Genomic DNA, 14,296 nt, shown 5'->3' on the forward strand with positions numbered 1-14,296 from the left:
GTGAGCAGTACCGCGCTGGACAGTTTCCTCGACAAGTGGCGCAGCCGCTGGCCGGAATGGTCGGTGGCCGCCCCGTTCGTGGCCGAATCACAACGCGAGCTGGCAGTGGCGTGGTTTGCGCTGCTGCAGGAGTTCGACGACATGCTCAACACCAGCGGCGATCCGCTGCCGGCCGACGCCAAGCTGGCGTGGTGGGGCGAGGAACTGCGCAGCTGGGCGGCACACCGTTCGCGCCACCCGCTGGGCCGCCTGCTGGAGCCGGTGCGTGCGCCGTGGGCGCAGCTGGCCGAGGCGCTGCCGGATCTGGTCGAGGCGCGCACCGTTGCATTGGACGTGGCCGGTGCCGAGCGCGCGCTGGCCCATTACGCTGACGCCGTGGCTGCGGTGGAAGTGGCGCTGTTCGCGGACAAGCCGCGCACCGGTGCCGGTCGTGCGGTGCAGCTGCAGACCCTGGCCCAGCGCCTGCAGGATGCCGGCGTGGCCGGTGTGCCGCGCAGCCTGCTGGATGAAGATTCCAGTACGGCCGCGCAGCGCTGGGCGCAGCACCTGTTGAAGGGGTGGAGCACCCGCGTGCCCGGCCCGCGCGCGCGCCGCGTGTGGTCCAGCCTGGCGCGTGCACGCCTGGCGGCGCAGGCCGCGGGCAAGCCGATCGAAGCCACCCCGGTGCGCACCCTGCTGCGCGTGTGGTGGGCGGCGCGCGGTTGATCCAACGTACCGGGTAGTGCCGGCCACTGGCCGGCATCCAGCAGGCGCCGAAGAGGATGAGGTTGCCGGCCAGCGGCCGGCACTACCGTTATTTGCGTTCCAGCACCAGCAACGGGTCGATACGGGTATCGAACCAGTTCATGCCCCAGTGCAGGTGCGGCCCGGTGGCGCGTCCGGTGGCGCCGACCGCGGCGATCACCTGGCCCTGTTCCACGCGGTCGCCGACTTTCACGTCGATGCGCGACAGGTGCAGGAAGTTGGAACTGACCCCGAAGCCGTGATCAAGCAGCAGCGTGCCACCGGTCAGATACAGGTCCGGGCCGGCGAAGGTGACGATGCCGGCAGCCGGCGCCTTCACCGGGGTGCCGGTCGGCACCGCGATGTCCATGCCGGAGTGACCGGCGCCGGGCTGGCCGTTGTACACCCGCGCATTGCCGAAGCGGCCGCTGATGCGGCCCTGTACCGGCCAGATGAAGGTCTGGGTGAAGTCGGTGCGGTCGTCGTCGCGCGAACGTGCGGCGGTCACCTGCGCCTGTTCGCGCTTGATCCGCTCGGCGATCGCCGGCGGCGGATTGACCGTCTTCGGTGGCACGCCGTTGACCCGCTCGGTCGGCCAGTCGCGCGGCGTCACCGCGATGGTTGCGGTCTCGCTGCCACCGTCGGGCCGTTGCACCTGCACGCGCAGCGGACCCTTCTCGTCGCGGCCGATGCCGAACACCACGCTGCCATAACCGCTCACCCGCAGCTGGCGGCCGGCGTACTGCACGCGGCTGCCGGCGGGAACCTTGCCGATCACCAGCGCGCCCTGCGACGCACTGGCCGGGAACACCACGCGGCTGTCGATCAGGCGGCCGATGCCATCCTGCGCGTGCAGCGTGGGTACGGAAAACAGGGGCGTGGCCAGCAGCGCCCCGATCAGAAGTGCCGAACGCATCAGCGGTCGTAGGTCATGCGCTGGCCGGCCGGTTCGCCCACCAGTTTGCTGCCGTCCCACACCAGCTGGCCGTTGACCCAGGTGGAGGCGATGCGCGAACGGAAGGTGGTGCCTTCAAACGGCGACCAGCCGCACTTGGACAGCACGTCCTCGCGCTTGACCGTGAACGGCACGTCCTCGACCAGCACCAGGTCGGCGAAGTAGCCCTCGCGCAGGAAACCGCGCTCCTCCACATCGAACAGCTGCGCCGGGGCATGCGCGAATTTCTGCACCACCTGCTCGCGGGTCAGCTTGCCTTCGTGCACACGCTCCAGCGCGGCCACCAGCGCATATTGCACCAGCGGCAGGCCAGAGGGCGCCTGCGCGTAGGGCTTCTGCTTCTCTTCCCAGGTGTGCGGCGCATGGTCGGTGGCCAGCACGTCCAGCACGTCGTCGGCCAGCGCAGCGGTGATCGCCTCGCGGTCGGACACTTCCTTGATCGCCGGGTTGCACTTGATCAGGTTGCCCTTGGTCGCATAGTCCGGGCGCGCGAAATGCAGGAAGTGCACGCAGGTTTCGGCGGTGATCTGCTTGCGGCTGCCGTCGGCACGGATCAGCGGGCCCTTCTCGAACAGTGCCAGCTCGTCGGCGGTGGAAATGTGCAGCACGTGCAGGCGGGTGCCGTGCTTGCGTGCCAGCGACATCGCCAGCCGGGTCGACTTGATGCAGGCCTCGCGCGAGCGGATGTCCGGGTGCATGTCCGGGGTCAGCGCGTCGCCGTACTTCTCCTGGAAGGCCTTCAGGTTGGCATCGATCATCGGCGTGTCTTCGCAGTGCGTGATGATCGGGGTCGGGCATTCGCGGAAGATCGCGTCCAGCGTTTCCGGATTGTCGACCAGCATGTTGCCGGTGGACGCGCCCATGAACACCTTGACGCCCGGGGCCTTCTTCGGGTCCAGGGCGCGGATCGCCTCCAGGTTGTCATTGCTGGCGCCGTGGTAGAAGCCATAGTTGGCCCAGGCACGGCCGCGCGCGAGTTCGTACTTGGCTTCCAGGATGGTCGAATCCAGCGTCGGCGGGTTGGTGTTGGGCATGTCCATGAAGCTGGTCAGGCCACCGGCCACGGCCGCCGCCGACTCGCTGGCGATGTCGCCCTTGTGGGTCAGGCCCGGTTCGCGGAAGTGCACCTGGTCATCGATCATGCCGGGCAGCAGCCAGCGCCCGGCCGCGTCCACCACCTGCTCGCCGTCGCGCGGCGCGAGCCCGCTGCCGATCTGCGCGATCCGGCCGTTCTCGATGCGCAGGTCACCATCGAAGGTGCGGCCTTCGTTGACCATGCGGGCGTTGGTGATGAGGGTGGAGGACATGTCAGTGTTTTCCTGTGCAACGGCAAGAGGGGGCGTTGGGGGACTCGGGCACGGGATCGAAGCCGCCGGGATGGAACGGATGGCAGCGGCCCAGCCGGCGCGCAGCCAGCCAACTGCCGCGCAGCGGGCCGTGCCGCGAGATGGCGTCCATCGCGTATTCAGAACAGCTCGGCACGAAACGGCAGCGCGGCCCCAGCATGGGGCTGATGAAGCGCTTGTAGAAGCGCAGCAGGGCGATGAGCAGGCGCGAGATCACCCAGTCATCTTATGCCAGTTGGCATGAAGGCCGCATTTGTGCAGGATGGGCCGTTGGTCGCATGTCGCCGATGGCCTGCGACCGGTACCAGCACCGTCGGGTGCTGGCCAGGTTCCGTACCGCGCAAGGCGGTCCGTGTTCGTCGGACTGCCCTCCAGGGCGCCTTGGCTCCAGGACTGAATGGAGCAGGGTGCCAAGGTTGCTGCTGCGGGTCGGGTAGGCTATAAAGGCCCGCTTTCCCGGGCCCCGGGAAATCCAAGGAAGAGCGTTTCGTGGCTGCTAAAAAAACTGCAAAGAAGGCCGCAACGGCCGCCAAGAAAACCGCCAAGCCTGTTGTGAAGAAGTTGGCGGCAAAGCCCGTTGCCAAGAAGCCGGCCAGCAAGCCGGTCAGCAAGGCAGCGTCCTCGCAACCGGCGGCCAGGAAGGCCACCGCAAAGAAAGCGCCGGCCAAGGCAACCAAGCCGGTGGCAAAGAAGGCCGCTGCCGCGCCCGCCAAGGCCAAGCCTGCTGCTGGCAAGAAGGCGCCAGTGGTGAAGAAGGCCACCAGCAAGGCCGCGCCGGCAAAGAAGGCCGCCGCCAAGCCGGTGGCCAGCAAAGCAGCCGCCAAGCCGGCGCCGAAGGCGACGGTGAAGAAGGCGGCAGCCAAGCCGGTCGCCAAGCCGGCGGCGAAGAAGGTGCCAGCGGCCAAGCCGGTCGCCACGCCCGCTGCTGCAAAGAAGGTTGCCAAGAATGTCGCCGCGCCGGCCGCAAAGCCGACGCCGGCCCCTGTAGTGAAGTCCGCACCGAAGCCTGCCGCCAAGGCGGCTCCGGCCAAGCCTGTCCCGGCCAAGACCGTGGCAGTGGCAGCAGCCCAACCGGCTTCCAAGCCGGCCCCGGCCGCCGCCCCTGCCGCTGCGAAGGCCCCGCAATCCAAGAATCCCGTGCCCGTTTCGAAATCGCCTGCCAAATCCGCCGTGAAATCCGATTCCGCCCCGAAGACCGTGTCGCGCCCTGTCGGCAAGGTTGCCGTGGCCGTCGCCGCCCGCTCGGCAGCACCGGCCCCGCGCAGCAAGTACAAGGTGGTCGAATACAAGACCGACGAGGCCACCGGCCGCCCGATCCTCCCGGCTGGCTACAAGCCGTCCTCGGAAGAGGAATACATGAGCCCGCTGCAGCAGGAGTACTTCCGCCAGCGCCTGCAGAACTGGCGCGCGGACCTGGTGGAGGAGTCCAAGCAGACCATCGAGAACCTGCGCGAGGAAGTGCGTGACATCGGTGACGAAGCCGAGCGCGCGACCCGCGAGACCGAGAACTCGCTGGAACTGCGTACCCGCGACCGCTACCGCAAGCTGATCGGCAAGATCGACAGCACCCTGAAGCGCCTGGAAGCCGGCGACTACGGTTACTGCGTCGACACCGGCGAAGAGATTGGCCTGGAGCGCCTGGAAGCGCGCCTGACCGCCGAGCGCACCATCGACGCCCAGGAGCGTTGGGAGCACCTGCAGAAGCAGCAGGGCGACTGATTCCTGATCGTTGTCTGGTCATGCAGAAAACCCGGCCTTGGCCGGGTTTTTTGTTGGCGGATCGTTGGTACGCGATCGTGGCTGGCACGGGCAGTGGTGAACCTTGTTGGGTCCGCCTTGTAGCGAGCCGAGCACCGCAGGGGAATCAGGGGCGAAGAGGCCGCTCTATCCCGTAGAGCCGACTGCTGGTCGGCTCGCTCTCCGCGCCGTCCCCTGATTCACCGAGGAGCACAGGACACCGGTGCGCAGCACCGGCTCGCGGATGGCGGCGCGTTTCTTTGGTTACTTTCTTTTCGCGAAAAGAAGGTGACAAGCCCAATCATCGACGGAGAGCAACGGCCCCAGCCAAACGCCCGGCGCCGCCGAATCCGCTGTTCGCAGCGTCACTGCAGGTCGCGAAGATTCAGTTTCCGCAGCGTCGGGTTCTTCCACGCGGTGATCCCGGCCACGCTCAGCACCGCAAACCCACCCAGCACCACGGCCGGGACCAGGCCGAGCAGTTTCGCCATCGTGCCGGCATAGAACGCGCCCAGCTCGTTGGACGAACTGATGAAGATGCCGTTGATCGACGATACGCGACCGCGCATCTCTTCCGGCGTGGCCAGCTGCAGGATGGTCGAGCGGATCACCACCGAAACGCCATCGAAGGCGCCGTAGAACAGCAGGATCAGCGCCGACAGCCAGAAGTGCTGCGACAGCCCGAAGCCGATCACGCACAGGCCGAACCCGGCCACCGCGAACAACAGCACGCGGCCGGCGTTGCGGTGCAGCGGGTGGCGCGCCAGCCACAGGCCGACGCACACCGAGCCCAGCGCCGGCATGGCGCGCAGGATGCCCAGGCCTTCCGGGCCGTGGTGCAGGATCTCGTGCAGGAACGCCGGCAGCATCGCCACCACGCCCCCCAGCAGCACCGAGAACATGTCCAGCGCCATTGCGCCGACCATGATCCGGTTGCCGACCACGAAGCGCGCGCCTTCGGCGATGCTCTTGAAGATCGGGGCGGCCGGGCCGGCATGCACCGGTTCTTCCACCTTCAGCGTGGCCAGACAGGCCATCGCCACCAGCGCGAAGGCGGTGGCCACCGCGTAGGACAGGCTCTTGCCACCGAAGCCGACCAGCACGCCGCCCAGTGCCGGGCCGGCGATCATGCCGGCCTGGAACACCACCGCGCCCAGGCCGGCGCCACGGGCGAACTGGTCACGGGCCAGAACGCGCGCGAACAGGGCGTTGTAGATCGGCGACAGGAAGGCGCGGACCATGCCGGTCAGTGCGATGGCCGCATAGATCGGCCACACGCCGGCAATCGGCAGCCAGCCCATGGCCACGCTGGTCAGCACCAGGGCGGTGGCGATCAATCCGCAGCAGGCGACCATGCCCAGGCGGCGCCGCGGCAGGTGGTCCACCAGGTAACCGGCGAACGGCGCCACGCAGAAGAACGGCACGACCTCGGCCAGGCCGATCAGGCCCAGCGAGAACGGATTGCGGGTGACTTCGTAGATGTGCCAGCCAACGGTGACTGCGACCACCTGGTAGGACAGCATCGCAAAGATGCGGTACGCCAGCAGCCTGGCGAAGCCGGGCCGGGACAGCAGGCCCAGCGCGGTGTCTTCGGCCGTGGCAGGTTCGCTCACGACGGGTCGCGCTGCAGCTGGGCCTGCGCGGTCTCGCGGATGAAGGCCAGCATCGCTGCCACGCCGTTGCTGCGGGTGGGCGAGAGGTGGCGGGCCAGGCCGATGTCCTGGATGTAGCTCGGCTCGGTGTCCAGGATTTCCCGCGCCGAGCGCCCGGAGTACACGCGCAGGGCCAGGAAGATCAGGCCGGAGACAATCGCCGAATCACTGACGGCATGGAAGCGCAGCGACTGCGCGTTGCCTTCGGGCACGATCCAGACCATCGACTGGCAGCCGAGCAGGCGATGCTGTTCGGTCTTCCAGTCTTCAGGGAAGGGCGGCAGCTTGCGGCCGAGGTCGATCAGGTACTGGTAGCGCTCGGACCAGTCGCCGAAGAAGCCGAATTCCTCGGCGATGGCGGCCTGGGCCTCGGCGGCGGTGGGTTCAAGCGGGAACGGGGAGTCGGTCACAACAGTCTCTACGGTGGGGCGTGGCCGGCGGACCGGCCACGGGGCAGGGCGGGTCGTCAGCCGCGCTTGCGCGACCAGCGCACGCCCTGCGGGGTGTCTTCCAGCACGATGCCTTCGGCGGCCAGCTGGTCGCGGATGGCGTCGGAACGGGCGAAGTCGCGCGCCTTCTTGGCGGCGGCACGCGCATCGATCAGGCCCTGGATGCGGGCATCGTCGCCGTCATCGCTGGCGGTGGTGCCGAACCACTGTGCCGGATCGGCCTGCAGCAGTCCCAGCGCCAGGCCGGCACCGAGCAGCTCACCCTTCAGGCGTGCCTGCTCTGCCGGCTCGGTGGCCCGGCGCGCATCGGCGGCGATGCGGGCCACTTCGGCCAGTGCCTGCGGCGTGTTGAGGTCATCATCCAGGGTGGCCTCGACCGTGGCCGGGATCGCCACGACCGCCTCGACCGATGCCAGTTCGCGCAGGGTGCCGTACAGGCGGTCCAGGGTGCGCACCGACTGCTCGATCAGTGCATCGGACCAGTCCAGCGGCTGCCGGTAGTGGGCCGACAGCAGGGCCAGGCGCAGCGCTTCCGGCGGATGCTGGCGCACCAGGTCGTGCACGCGCTCGATGTTGCCCAGCGACTTGCTCATCTTGGCGCCGCCGAAGTTGAGCATGCCGTTGTGCAGCCAGAAGCGGGCGAAGATCCTGCCGCCGTGGGCGCATTCGCTCTGCGCGATCTCGTTCTCATGGTGCGGGAACTGCAGGTCGACGCCGCCGGCGTGGATGTCGATGGTCTCGCCCAGGTGGGCGGCGGCCATCGCCGAGCATTCGATATGCCAGCCCGGACGGCCCCGGCCCCACGGCGATTCCCAACCGGGCAGGTCGTCGCTGGACGGCTTCCACAGCACGAAATCGCCCGGGTCACGCTTGTACGGTGCCACGTCGACGCGGGCACCGGCCAGCATTTCGTCCGGGTCGCGGCGCGAAAGCTTGCCGTAGCCGTCGAAGCTGGCCACCGCGAACAGCACGTGGCCCTCGGCGGCATAGGCATGCCCATTGGCGATCAGCTGCTCGATCATCGCGATGATCTGCGGCATGTGCGCGGTCACTTCCGGCTCGATGTCCGGCGGCACCACGCCCAGCGCGGCCATGTCTTCACGGTAGGCGGCGGCGAAGCGGTCGGTGATGGTGCTGATCGGCACCCCCTGCTCGCGCGCGGCGGTGTTGATCTTGTCGTCCACGTCGGTGATGTTGCGGGCGTAGCGCAGTGCGCCGAAACGGCGCCGCAGCAGGTCGGCCAGCACCCCGAACACCACCGGGCCACGGGCGTTGCCGATGTGCACGTAGTTGTAGACCGTCGGGCCGCACACATACAGGGTCGGACAGGCCGGGTCGAGCGGGGTGAACGGTTCGAGCTGGCGAGTCAGGTTGTTGTGCAGGCGCAGGGTCATGGGGCTGTGGCTGGGGGACAAGCCTGTGATTTTAGAACGTGTCGCGCCCCTTTGGGGGCACCGGTTGCCACCGGTGGACGCCGGTTGTTCCAGGGTGGGGTGGGCAGGAGCGGCGTGGACGGGTAATGTTCAGCCCCTTGCGCTCGCCACTGCCTACACTATTGCCGTGTCCTTGCTCCCGTCGCCAATGAAACCCACCGCGTTGCTGACCCTGGCCTGCCTGTCGGCGCTGCCCGCCGTGGTGCTGGCGCAGGAGGCCGAGCCCCGCAACCGGGTGGTGATCGTGGAGAACGTGAAGTTCGACTACGCACAGGTGCTGAATGTCGAACCGGTGTTCCAGACCCTGCGCGCAACCCGCACCGAGGAGCATTGCGAGCCGGTGTCGACCCGCACTCTGGCCCCGGTCAACGTGACCGGCGAGGAACCGGTCGAGGACAAGGGCCGGATCAGCCGCTTCTGGGACTCGGTGCGCTCGATGTTCAAGCGCAGCGATGACGAGGTTTCCGAGGACCCCGCTGCCGAGACGCCCGCCCCGGCCCCGGCCAGCAACGGGCCGATGCTGACCCGCGACTGCCGCATCGTGCCGGTGGGGCGTGAATTCCGCCGCCCCATCGCCTATGACGTGGATTACGTCTACAAGGGCACCAAGTACCGCTCGCGGCTGCCGGAAGACCCCGGCAACCGGCTCAAGATCCGGGTGTCGATCACCCCGTGGGTCGGCCCTGAGCAGGGCACGGCCAGCAATCCCTGATTCTGCGACCCGGGCCCCTTGCGCCGGCCCCGGTCGCATGCAAAGATATCCGGCCATGAAGCTCACCGACTTCCAGCACGACAGCAGCGCAGCCCGACAGGCGTCGGGCATGACCTCGCGTGCGCGTCGACCGGAACCCCACATTCTCGCTGGGTAACCGGAGCTTTTTGCTGTTCGTCCGAAAAAAACCCAGCCCGCCGGCTGGGTTTTTTCGTTTCCGCGTTCTGAAAGCTGCAACTGCAACCTTTTCGCTCCACCTTTGCTTCCTGTTTTCCCTTCCACCGCGTCGAACCCGGCGCCGCCACGCAAGGAAAGATGATGTCCCCCAAGCACTTCCTGAACACCCAGGACTGGAGCCGCAGCGATCTTGATGCGCTGTTGACCCAGGCGGCGCTGTTCAAGCGCAACAAGCTCGGCGACCAGCTCAAGGGCAAGTCGATCGCGCTGGTGTTCTTCAACCCGTCCATGCGCACCCGCACCAGTTTCGAACTGGGCGCGTTCCAGCTCGGCGCCCATGCGGTGGTGCTGCAGCCGGGCAAGGATGCGTGGCCGATCGAGTTCAACCTCGGCACGGTGATGGACGGCGATACCGAGGAGCACATTGCGGAAGTGGCCAAGGTGCTGGGCCGTTACTGCGACATCATCGCCGTGCGTGCGTTCCCGAAATTCCAGGACTGGGCGTACGACCGCCAGGACATCGTCCTCAACAGCTTCGCCAGGTATTCGCCGGTGCCGGTCATCAACATGGAGACCATCACCCACCCGTGCCAGGAGCTGGCCCACATCATGGCGCTGCAGGAGCACTTCGGCACCCAGGACCTGCGTGGCAAGAAGTACGTGCTGACCTGGACCTACCACCCCAAGCCGCTCAACACCGCCGTGGCCAACTCGGCGCTGACCATCGCCACCCGCATGGGCATGGACGTGACCCTGCTGTGCCCGACGGCCGACTACATCCTCGACGAGCGCTACATGGGCTGGGCCGAGCAGAACGTGGCCGAGAGCGGCGGTTCGCTGAAGATCAGCCATGACATCGACAGCGCCTACGCCGGCGCCGACGTGGTCTACGCCAAGAGCTGGGGCGCGCTGCCGTTCTTCGGCAACTGGGAGCCGGAAAAGCCGATCCGTGACCAGTTCAAGCACTTCATCGTCGACGAACGGAAGATGGCGCTGACCAACAACGGTGTGTTCAGCCACTGCCTGCCGCTGCGCCGCAACGTGAAGGCCACCGACGCGGTGATGGATTCGCCGCAGTGCATCGCCATCAACGAAGCCGAGAACCGCCTGCACGTGCAGAAGGCGATCATGGCGGCGGTTGCCGGGCGCTAGATCGCACAAGGGGTAGGGCCGACCGCTGGTCGGCTGCTCCCGCAGCGGCGCATCCAACATTTCGGCCGACCAATGGTCGGCTCTACCGAATTCTCATCCCCCAAGTGGACCTGACCCCCATGAGCAACAAAGACGTCGTTCTCGCCTTCTCCGGCGGCCTGGATACCAGCTTCTGCGTGCCGTACCTGCAGGAGCGTGGCTACAACGTGCACACCGTGTTCGCCGACACCGGCGGCGTGGATGATGAGGAGCGCGACTTCATCGAAAAGCGCGCCGCCGAACTGGGCGTGGCCAGCCACGTCACCGTCAACGGTGGCCCGGCCATCTGGGAAGGCTTTGTCAAGCCGTTCGTCTGGGCCGGCGAAGGCTACCAGGGCCAGTACCCGCTGCTGGTCTCGGACCGCTACCTGATCGTCGATGCCGCGCTGAAGCGTGCCGCCGAACTGGGTACCCACATCATCGCCCACGGCTGCACCGGCATGGGCAACGACCAGGTCCGCTTCGACCTGGCCGTGAAGGCACTGGGCGATTACCAGATCATCGCGCCGATCCGCGAGATCCAGAAGGAACACACCCAGACCCGCGCCTACGAGCAGAAGTACCTGGAAGAGCGTGGCTTCGGCGTGCGCGCCAAGCAGCAGGCCTACACCATCAACGAGAACCTGCTGGGCCTGACCATGTCCGGCGGCGAGATCGACCGGTGGGAAGCCCCGGGCGAGGGCGCGCGCGGCTGGTGCGCACCGCGCAGCGAGTGGCCGGAACAGGCGCTGACCGTCACCCTGAAGTTCGTTGAGGGCGAAGCCGTCGAACTGGATGGCAAGGCGCTGCCGGGCGACCAGATCCTGGCCCAGCTCAACAAGCTATTCGCCCCGTACGGCGTGGGTCGCGGCGTCTACACCGGCGACACCGTGATCGGCCTGAAGGGCCGCATCGTGTTCGAGGCCCCGGGCCTGGTCTCGCTGCTGGCCGCACACCGCGCGCTGGAAGATGCGGTGCTGACCAAGCAGCAGAACCGCTTCAAGCCGGACGTGGCGCGCAAGTGGGTGGAGCTGGTGTACGAAGGCTTCTACCACGACCCGCTGAAGACCGATATCGAAGCCTTCCTGAAGTCCTCGCAGGCCAAGGTCAACGGTGAAGTGGTGCTGGAAACCCGTGGTGGCCGCGTCGATGCGGTGGCCGTGAAGTCGCCGCACCTGCTCAACACCAAGGGCGCCACCTACGCGCAGTCGGCCGACTGGGGCGTGGAGGAGGCCGAAGGTTTCATCAAGCTGTTCGGCATGAGCTCCACTGTCTATGCGCAGGTCAATCGCGGTTGACCTGTGACGGGGGGCCGGCCGCTGGCCGGCGCCTCGCAACGTCGATGGAGGGTAGTGCCGGCCGCTGGCCGGCTCGTGGCACGGCCGGATCATTGCGGAGCCGGCCAGCGGCCGGCACTACCGATTTCGAACCCTACGGATATTCAGACACATGCTTGACCAGACGCTCGATCACCTGCAGGCCCTGGTGTCCTTCGACACCCGCAACCCGCCGCGTGCGATCACCACCGGTGGCATCTTCGATTACCTGCGCGCGAACCTGCCCGGCTTCAATGTCGAGGTGATCGACCATGGCGCCGGTGCGGTCAGCCTGTACGCCGTGCGTGGTACGCCGAAGTACCTGTTCAACGTGCATCTGGATACCGTGCCCGATTCGCCGCACTGGAGTGCCGACCCGCACGTGATGCGCCGGCTGGATGACCGCGTGGTCGGCCTCGGCGTGTGCGACATCAAGGGCGCGGCCGCGGCGCTGGTGGCCGCGGCGAATGCCAGCGACGGTGATGCCGCCTTCCTGTTCTCCAGCGACGAGGAGGCCAATGATCCGCGCTGCATCGCCGCCTTCCTGGCCCGTGGACTGCCGTATGAAGCGGTGCTGGTGGCCGAACCGACGATGAGCGAAGCGGTGCTCGCGCACCGTGGCATCAGTTCGGTGCTGATGCAGTTCGCCGGCCGTGCCGGGCACGCCTCGGGCAAGCAGGATGCGGCCGCCAGCGCGCTGCACCAGGCCATGCGCTGGGGCAACCGCGCGCTGGACCATGTGGAATCGCTGGCCTCGGCCCGCTTTGGTGGACTGACCGGCCTGCGTTTCAACATCGGCCGCGTTGAAGGCGGGATCAAGGCCAACATGATCGCGCCGGCTGCCGAAGTGCGGTTCGGGTTCCGCCCGCTGCCGTCGATGGACATCGACGGCCTGCTGGCGACCTTCGCCGGTTTCGCCGAACCGGACGCTGCCGTGTTCACCGAGACCTTCCGTGGCCCGAGCCTGCCGGCCGGTGACATCGCCGAAGCCGAGAACCGCCGCCTGCTGGCGCGTGACGTGGCCGATGCGCTGGAGCTGCCGATCGGCAATGCCGTGGATTTCTGGACCGAGGCGTCGCTGTTCTCGGCCGCTGGCTACACCACGCTGGTGTTCGGCCCGGGCGACATCGCCCAGGCCCACACCGCCGACGAATTCGTGACGCTGGACCAGCTGCAGCGCTATACCCACGCCGTGCACCGGATCATCGCCGCCGGCGCCTGATCGACCCTACAACGCCGCCCGGCCCCGGCCGGGTGGAACTGCAACGCGGCGACCGCCGCCTGTGACGAAACCGAAATGTCTCCTGCCCTCCAGCCTCACCGCCAGACCCGCCAGACCATCGTGCGCCTGCTCTCCAGCATGGCCAGCGCGAAGGAGATCAGCCAGTACCTCAAGCGCTTCTCGCAGCTGGATGCCAAGCGCTTCGCCGTGGTCAAGGTCGGCGGCGCAGTGCTGCGCGACGACCTCGACGCGCTGACCTCCTCGCTGTCGTTCCTGCAGGAAGTCGGGCTGACCCCGATCGTGCTGCACGGCGCCGGCCCGCAGCTGGACGCCGAGCTGTCGGCCGCCGGCATCGAGAAGCAGACGGTCAACGGCCTGCGCGTGACCTCGCCGGAAGCGCTGGCGATCGTGCGCCGGGTGTTCCAGCAGTCCAACCTGCGCCTGGTCGAAGCGCTGCAGCAGAACGGTGCGCGTGCCACCTCGATCACCGGTGGCGTGTTCGAGGCCGAGTACCTGGACGTGGACACCTACGGCCTGGTCGGCGAGGTGAAGAAGGTCAACCTGGCCCCGATCGAGGCCAGCCTGCGCGCCGGCTCGATCCCGGTCATCACCAGCCTGGGCGAAACCGCGGGCGGGCAGATCCTCAACGTCAACGCCGACTTCGCCGCCAATGAACTGGTGCAGGAACTGCAGCCGTACAAGATCATCTTCCTGACCGGCACCGGTGGCCTGCTGGACGAGCAGGGCAACGTGATCGACTCGATCAACCTGTCCACCGAGTACGACCACCTGATCGCGCAGCCATGGATTCACGGCGGCATGAAGGTGAAGATCGAGCAGATCAAGGATCTGCTTGATCGCCTGCCGCTGGAATCGTCGGTATCGATCACCCGGCCGGCCGACCTGGCCAAGGAACTGTTCACCCACAAGGGCTCGGGCACGCTGGTGCGCAAGGGCGAGAAGGTGCTGCGCGCCACCGCCTGGGACGAACTGGACCTGCCGCGCCTGAAGGGCCTGATCGAGTCCAGCTTCGGCCGCACCCTGGTGCCGGACTACTTCGAGAAGACCCGGCTGCTGCGTGCCTATGTCAGCGAGAACTACCGCACCGCCGTGATCCTCACCGACGAGGCCGAGGGCGTGTACCTGGACAAGTTCGCCGTGCTCGACGATGCGCAGGGCGAAGGCCTGGGCCGTGCGGTCTGGAACGTGATGCTGGAGGAAACCCCGCAGCTGTTCTGGCGTTCGCGCCATGGCAATCCGATCAATCATTTCTACTACGCCGAATCCGATGGCTGCTACAAGCAGGATCACTGGAAGGTGTTCTGGTTCGGTGCCGATGGCATCGACCGCATCAAGACCTATGTCGACCACTGCGCCCAGCGCGCGCCGAGCCTGCTGGGGTGA

The 14,296-nt window shown here is 67.4% G+C and carries 13 protein-coding genes; 7 read left to right on the forward strand and 6 right to left on the reverse strand.

Going from position 1 to position 14,296, the window contains the following annotated elements:
• A complete protein-coding gene (locus AC5P9C_RS01495; protein ID WP_343543757.1) occupies positions 1-705 on the forward strand; it encodes an isoprenoid biosynthesis enzyme family protein in 705 nt (234 codons plus the stop codon).
• Between the two features lie 88 nt (positions 706-793).
• On the opposite strand, the gene AC5P9C_RS01500 is transcribed toward AC5P9C_RS01495, so the two are convergent.
• From AC5P9C_RS01500 to yidD, 3 genes are read right to left on the reverse strand one after another with little or no spacing between them, the layout of a single operon-like run.
• On the reverse strand, positions 794-1,639 hold the full coding sequence (locus AC5P9C_RS01500; protein WP_053460910.1) for a M23 family metallopeptidase: 846 nt from the start codon (positions 1,637-1,639) through the stop codon (positions 794-796).
• The gene (locus AC5P9C_RS01505; protein ID WP_046988151.1) at positions 1,639-2,985 is read right to left on the reverse strand and encodes a dihydroorotase; all 1,347 of its coding nucleotides are present in this window, start codon (positions 2,983-2,985) and stop codon (positions 1,639-1,641) included. Before AC5P9C_RS01505 ends, AC5P9C_RS01500 begins: the two co-directional genes overlap by 1 nt.
• A 1-nt stretch (position 2,986) precedes the next feature.
• A complete protein-coding gene (yidD, locus tag AC5P9C_RS01510) occupies positions 2,987-3,184 on the reverse strand; it encodes a membrane protein insertion efficiency factor YidD (RefSeq protein ID WP_229302008.1) in 198 nt (65 codons plus the stop codon).
• A gap of 329 nt (positions 3,185-3,513) precedes the next feature.
• Between yidD and dksA the strand changes: the two genes are divergently transcribed.
• The gene (gene dksA, locus AC5P9C_RS01515; protein WP_074724906.1) at positions 3,514-4,743 is read left to right on the forward strand and encodes an RNA polymerase-binding protein DksA; all 1,230 of its coding nucleotides are present in this window, start codon (positions 3,514-3,516) and stop codon (positions 4,741-4,743) included.
• A gap of 383 nt (positions 4,744-5,126) precedes the next feature.
• On the opposite strand, the gene AC5P9C_RS01520 is transcribed toward dksA, so the two are convergent.
• From AC5P9C_RS01520 to cysS, 3 genes are read right to left on the reverse strand one after another with little or no spacing between them, the layout of a single operon-like run.
• The gene (locus tag AC5P9C_RS01520; protein WP_103281855.1) at positions 5,127-6,374 is read right to left on the reverse strand and encodes an MFS transporter; all 1,248 of its coding nucleotides are present in this window, start codon (positions 6,372-6,374) and stop codon (positions 5,127-5,129) included.
• Entirely contained in the window at positions 6,371-6,823 is a 453-nt protein-coding gene (locus AC5P9C_RS01525) for a SufE family protein (protein WP_164687818.1), read from the reverse strand. Before AC5P9C_RS01525 ends, AC5P9C_RS01520 begins: the two co-directional genes overlap by 4 nt.
• 56 nt (positions 6,824-6,879) lie before the next feature.
• The gene (gene cysS, locus AC5P9C_RS01530; RefSeq protein ID WP_329853261.1) at positions 6,880-8,256 is read right to left on the reverse strand and encodes a cysteine--tRNA ligase; all 1,377 of its coding nucleotides are present in this window, start codon (positions 8,254-8,256) and stop codon (positions 6,880-6,882) included.
• 187 nt (positions 8,257-8,443) lie between these two features.
• Between cysS and AC5P9C_RS01535 the strand changes: the two genes are divergently transcribed.
• The 5 genes from AC5P9C_RS01535 (at position 8,444) to AC5P9C_RS01555 (ending at position 14,296) form a co-directional block, all read left to right on the forward strand.
• A complete protein-coding gene (locus AC5P9C_RS01535; protein ID WP_053460905.1) occupies positions 8,444-9,007 on the forward strand; it encodes a glycine zipper 2TM domain-containing protein in 564 nt (187 codons plus the stop codon).
• Positions 9,008-9,325: 318 nt separating this feature from the next.
• The gene (locus AC5P9C_RS01540; protein ID WP_057493584.1) at positions 9,326-10,336 is read left to right on the forward strand and encodes an N-acetylornithine carbamoyltransferase; all 1,011 of its coding nucleotides are present in this window, start codon (positions 9,326-9,328) and stop codon (positions 10,334-10,336) included.
• Positions 10,337-10,455: 119 nt separating this feature from the next.
• Entirely contained in the window at positions 10,456-11,652 is a 1,197-nt protein-coding gene (locus AC5P9C_RS01545) for an argininosuccinate synthase (protein ID WP_049468128.1), read from the forward strand.
• A gap of 151 nt (positions 11,653-11,803) precedes the next feature.
• Positions 11,804-12,892, forward strand: a complete 1,089-nt coding sequence (locus AC5P9C_RS01550) for an acetylornithine deacetylase (protein WP_053460902.1) — start codon at positions 11,804-11,806, stop codon at positions 12,890-12,892.
• A gap of 75 nt (positions 12,893-12,967) precedes the next feature.
• Positions 12,968-14,296, forward strand: a complete 1,329-nt coding sequence (locus AC5P9C_RS01555; protein ID WP_064238899.1) for an acetylglutamate kinase — start codon at positions 12,968-12,970, stop codon at positions 14,294-14,296.

The sequence above is a fragment of the Stenotrophomonas sp. YJH_SMC_10 genome, from assembly GCF_059371555.1.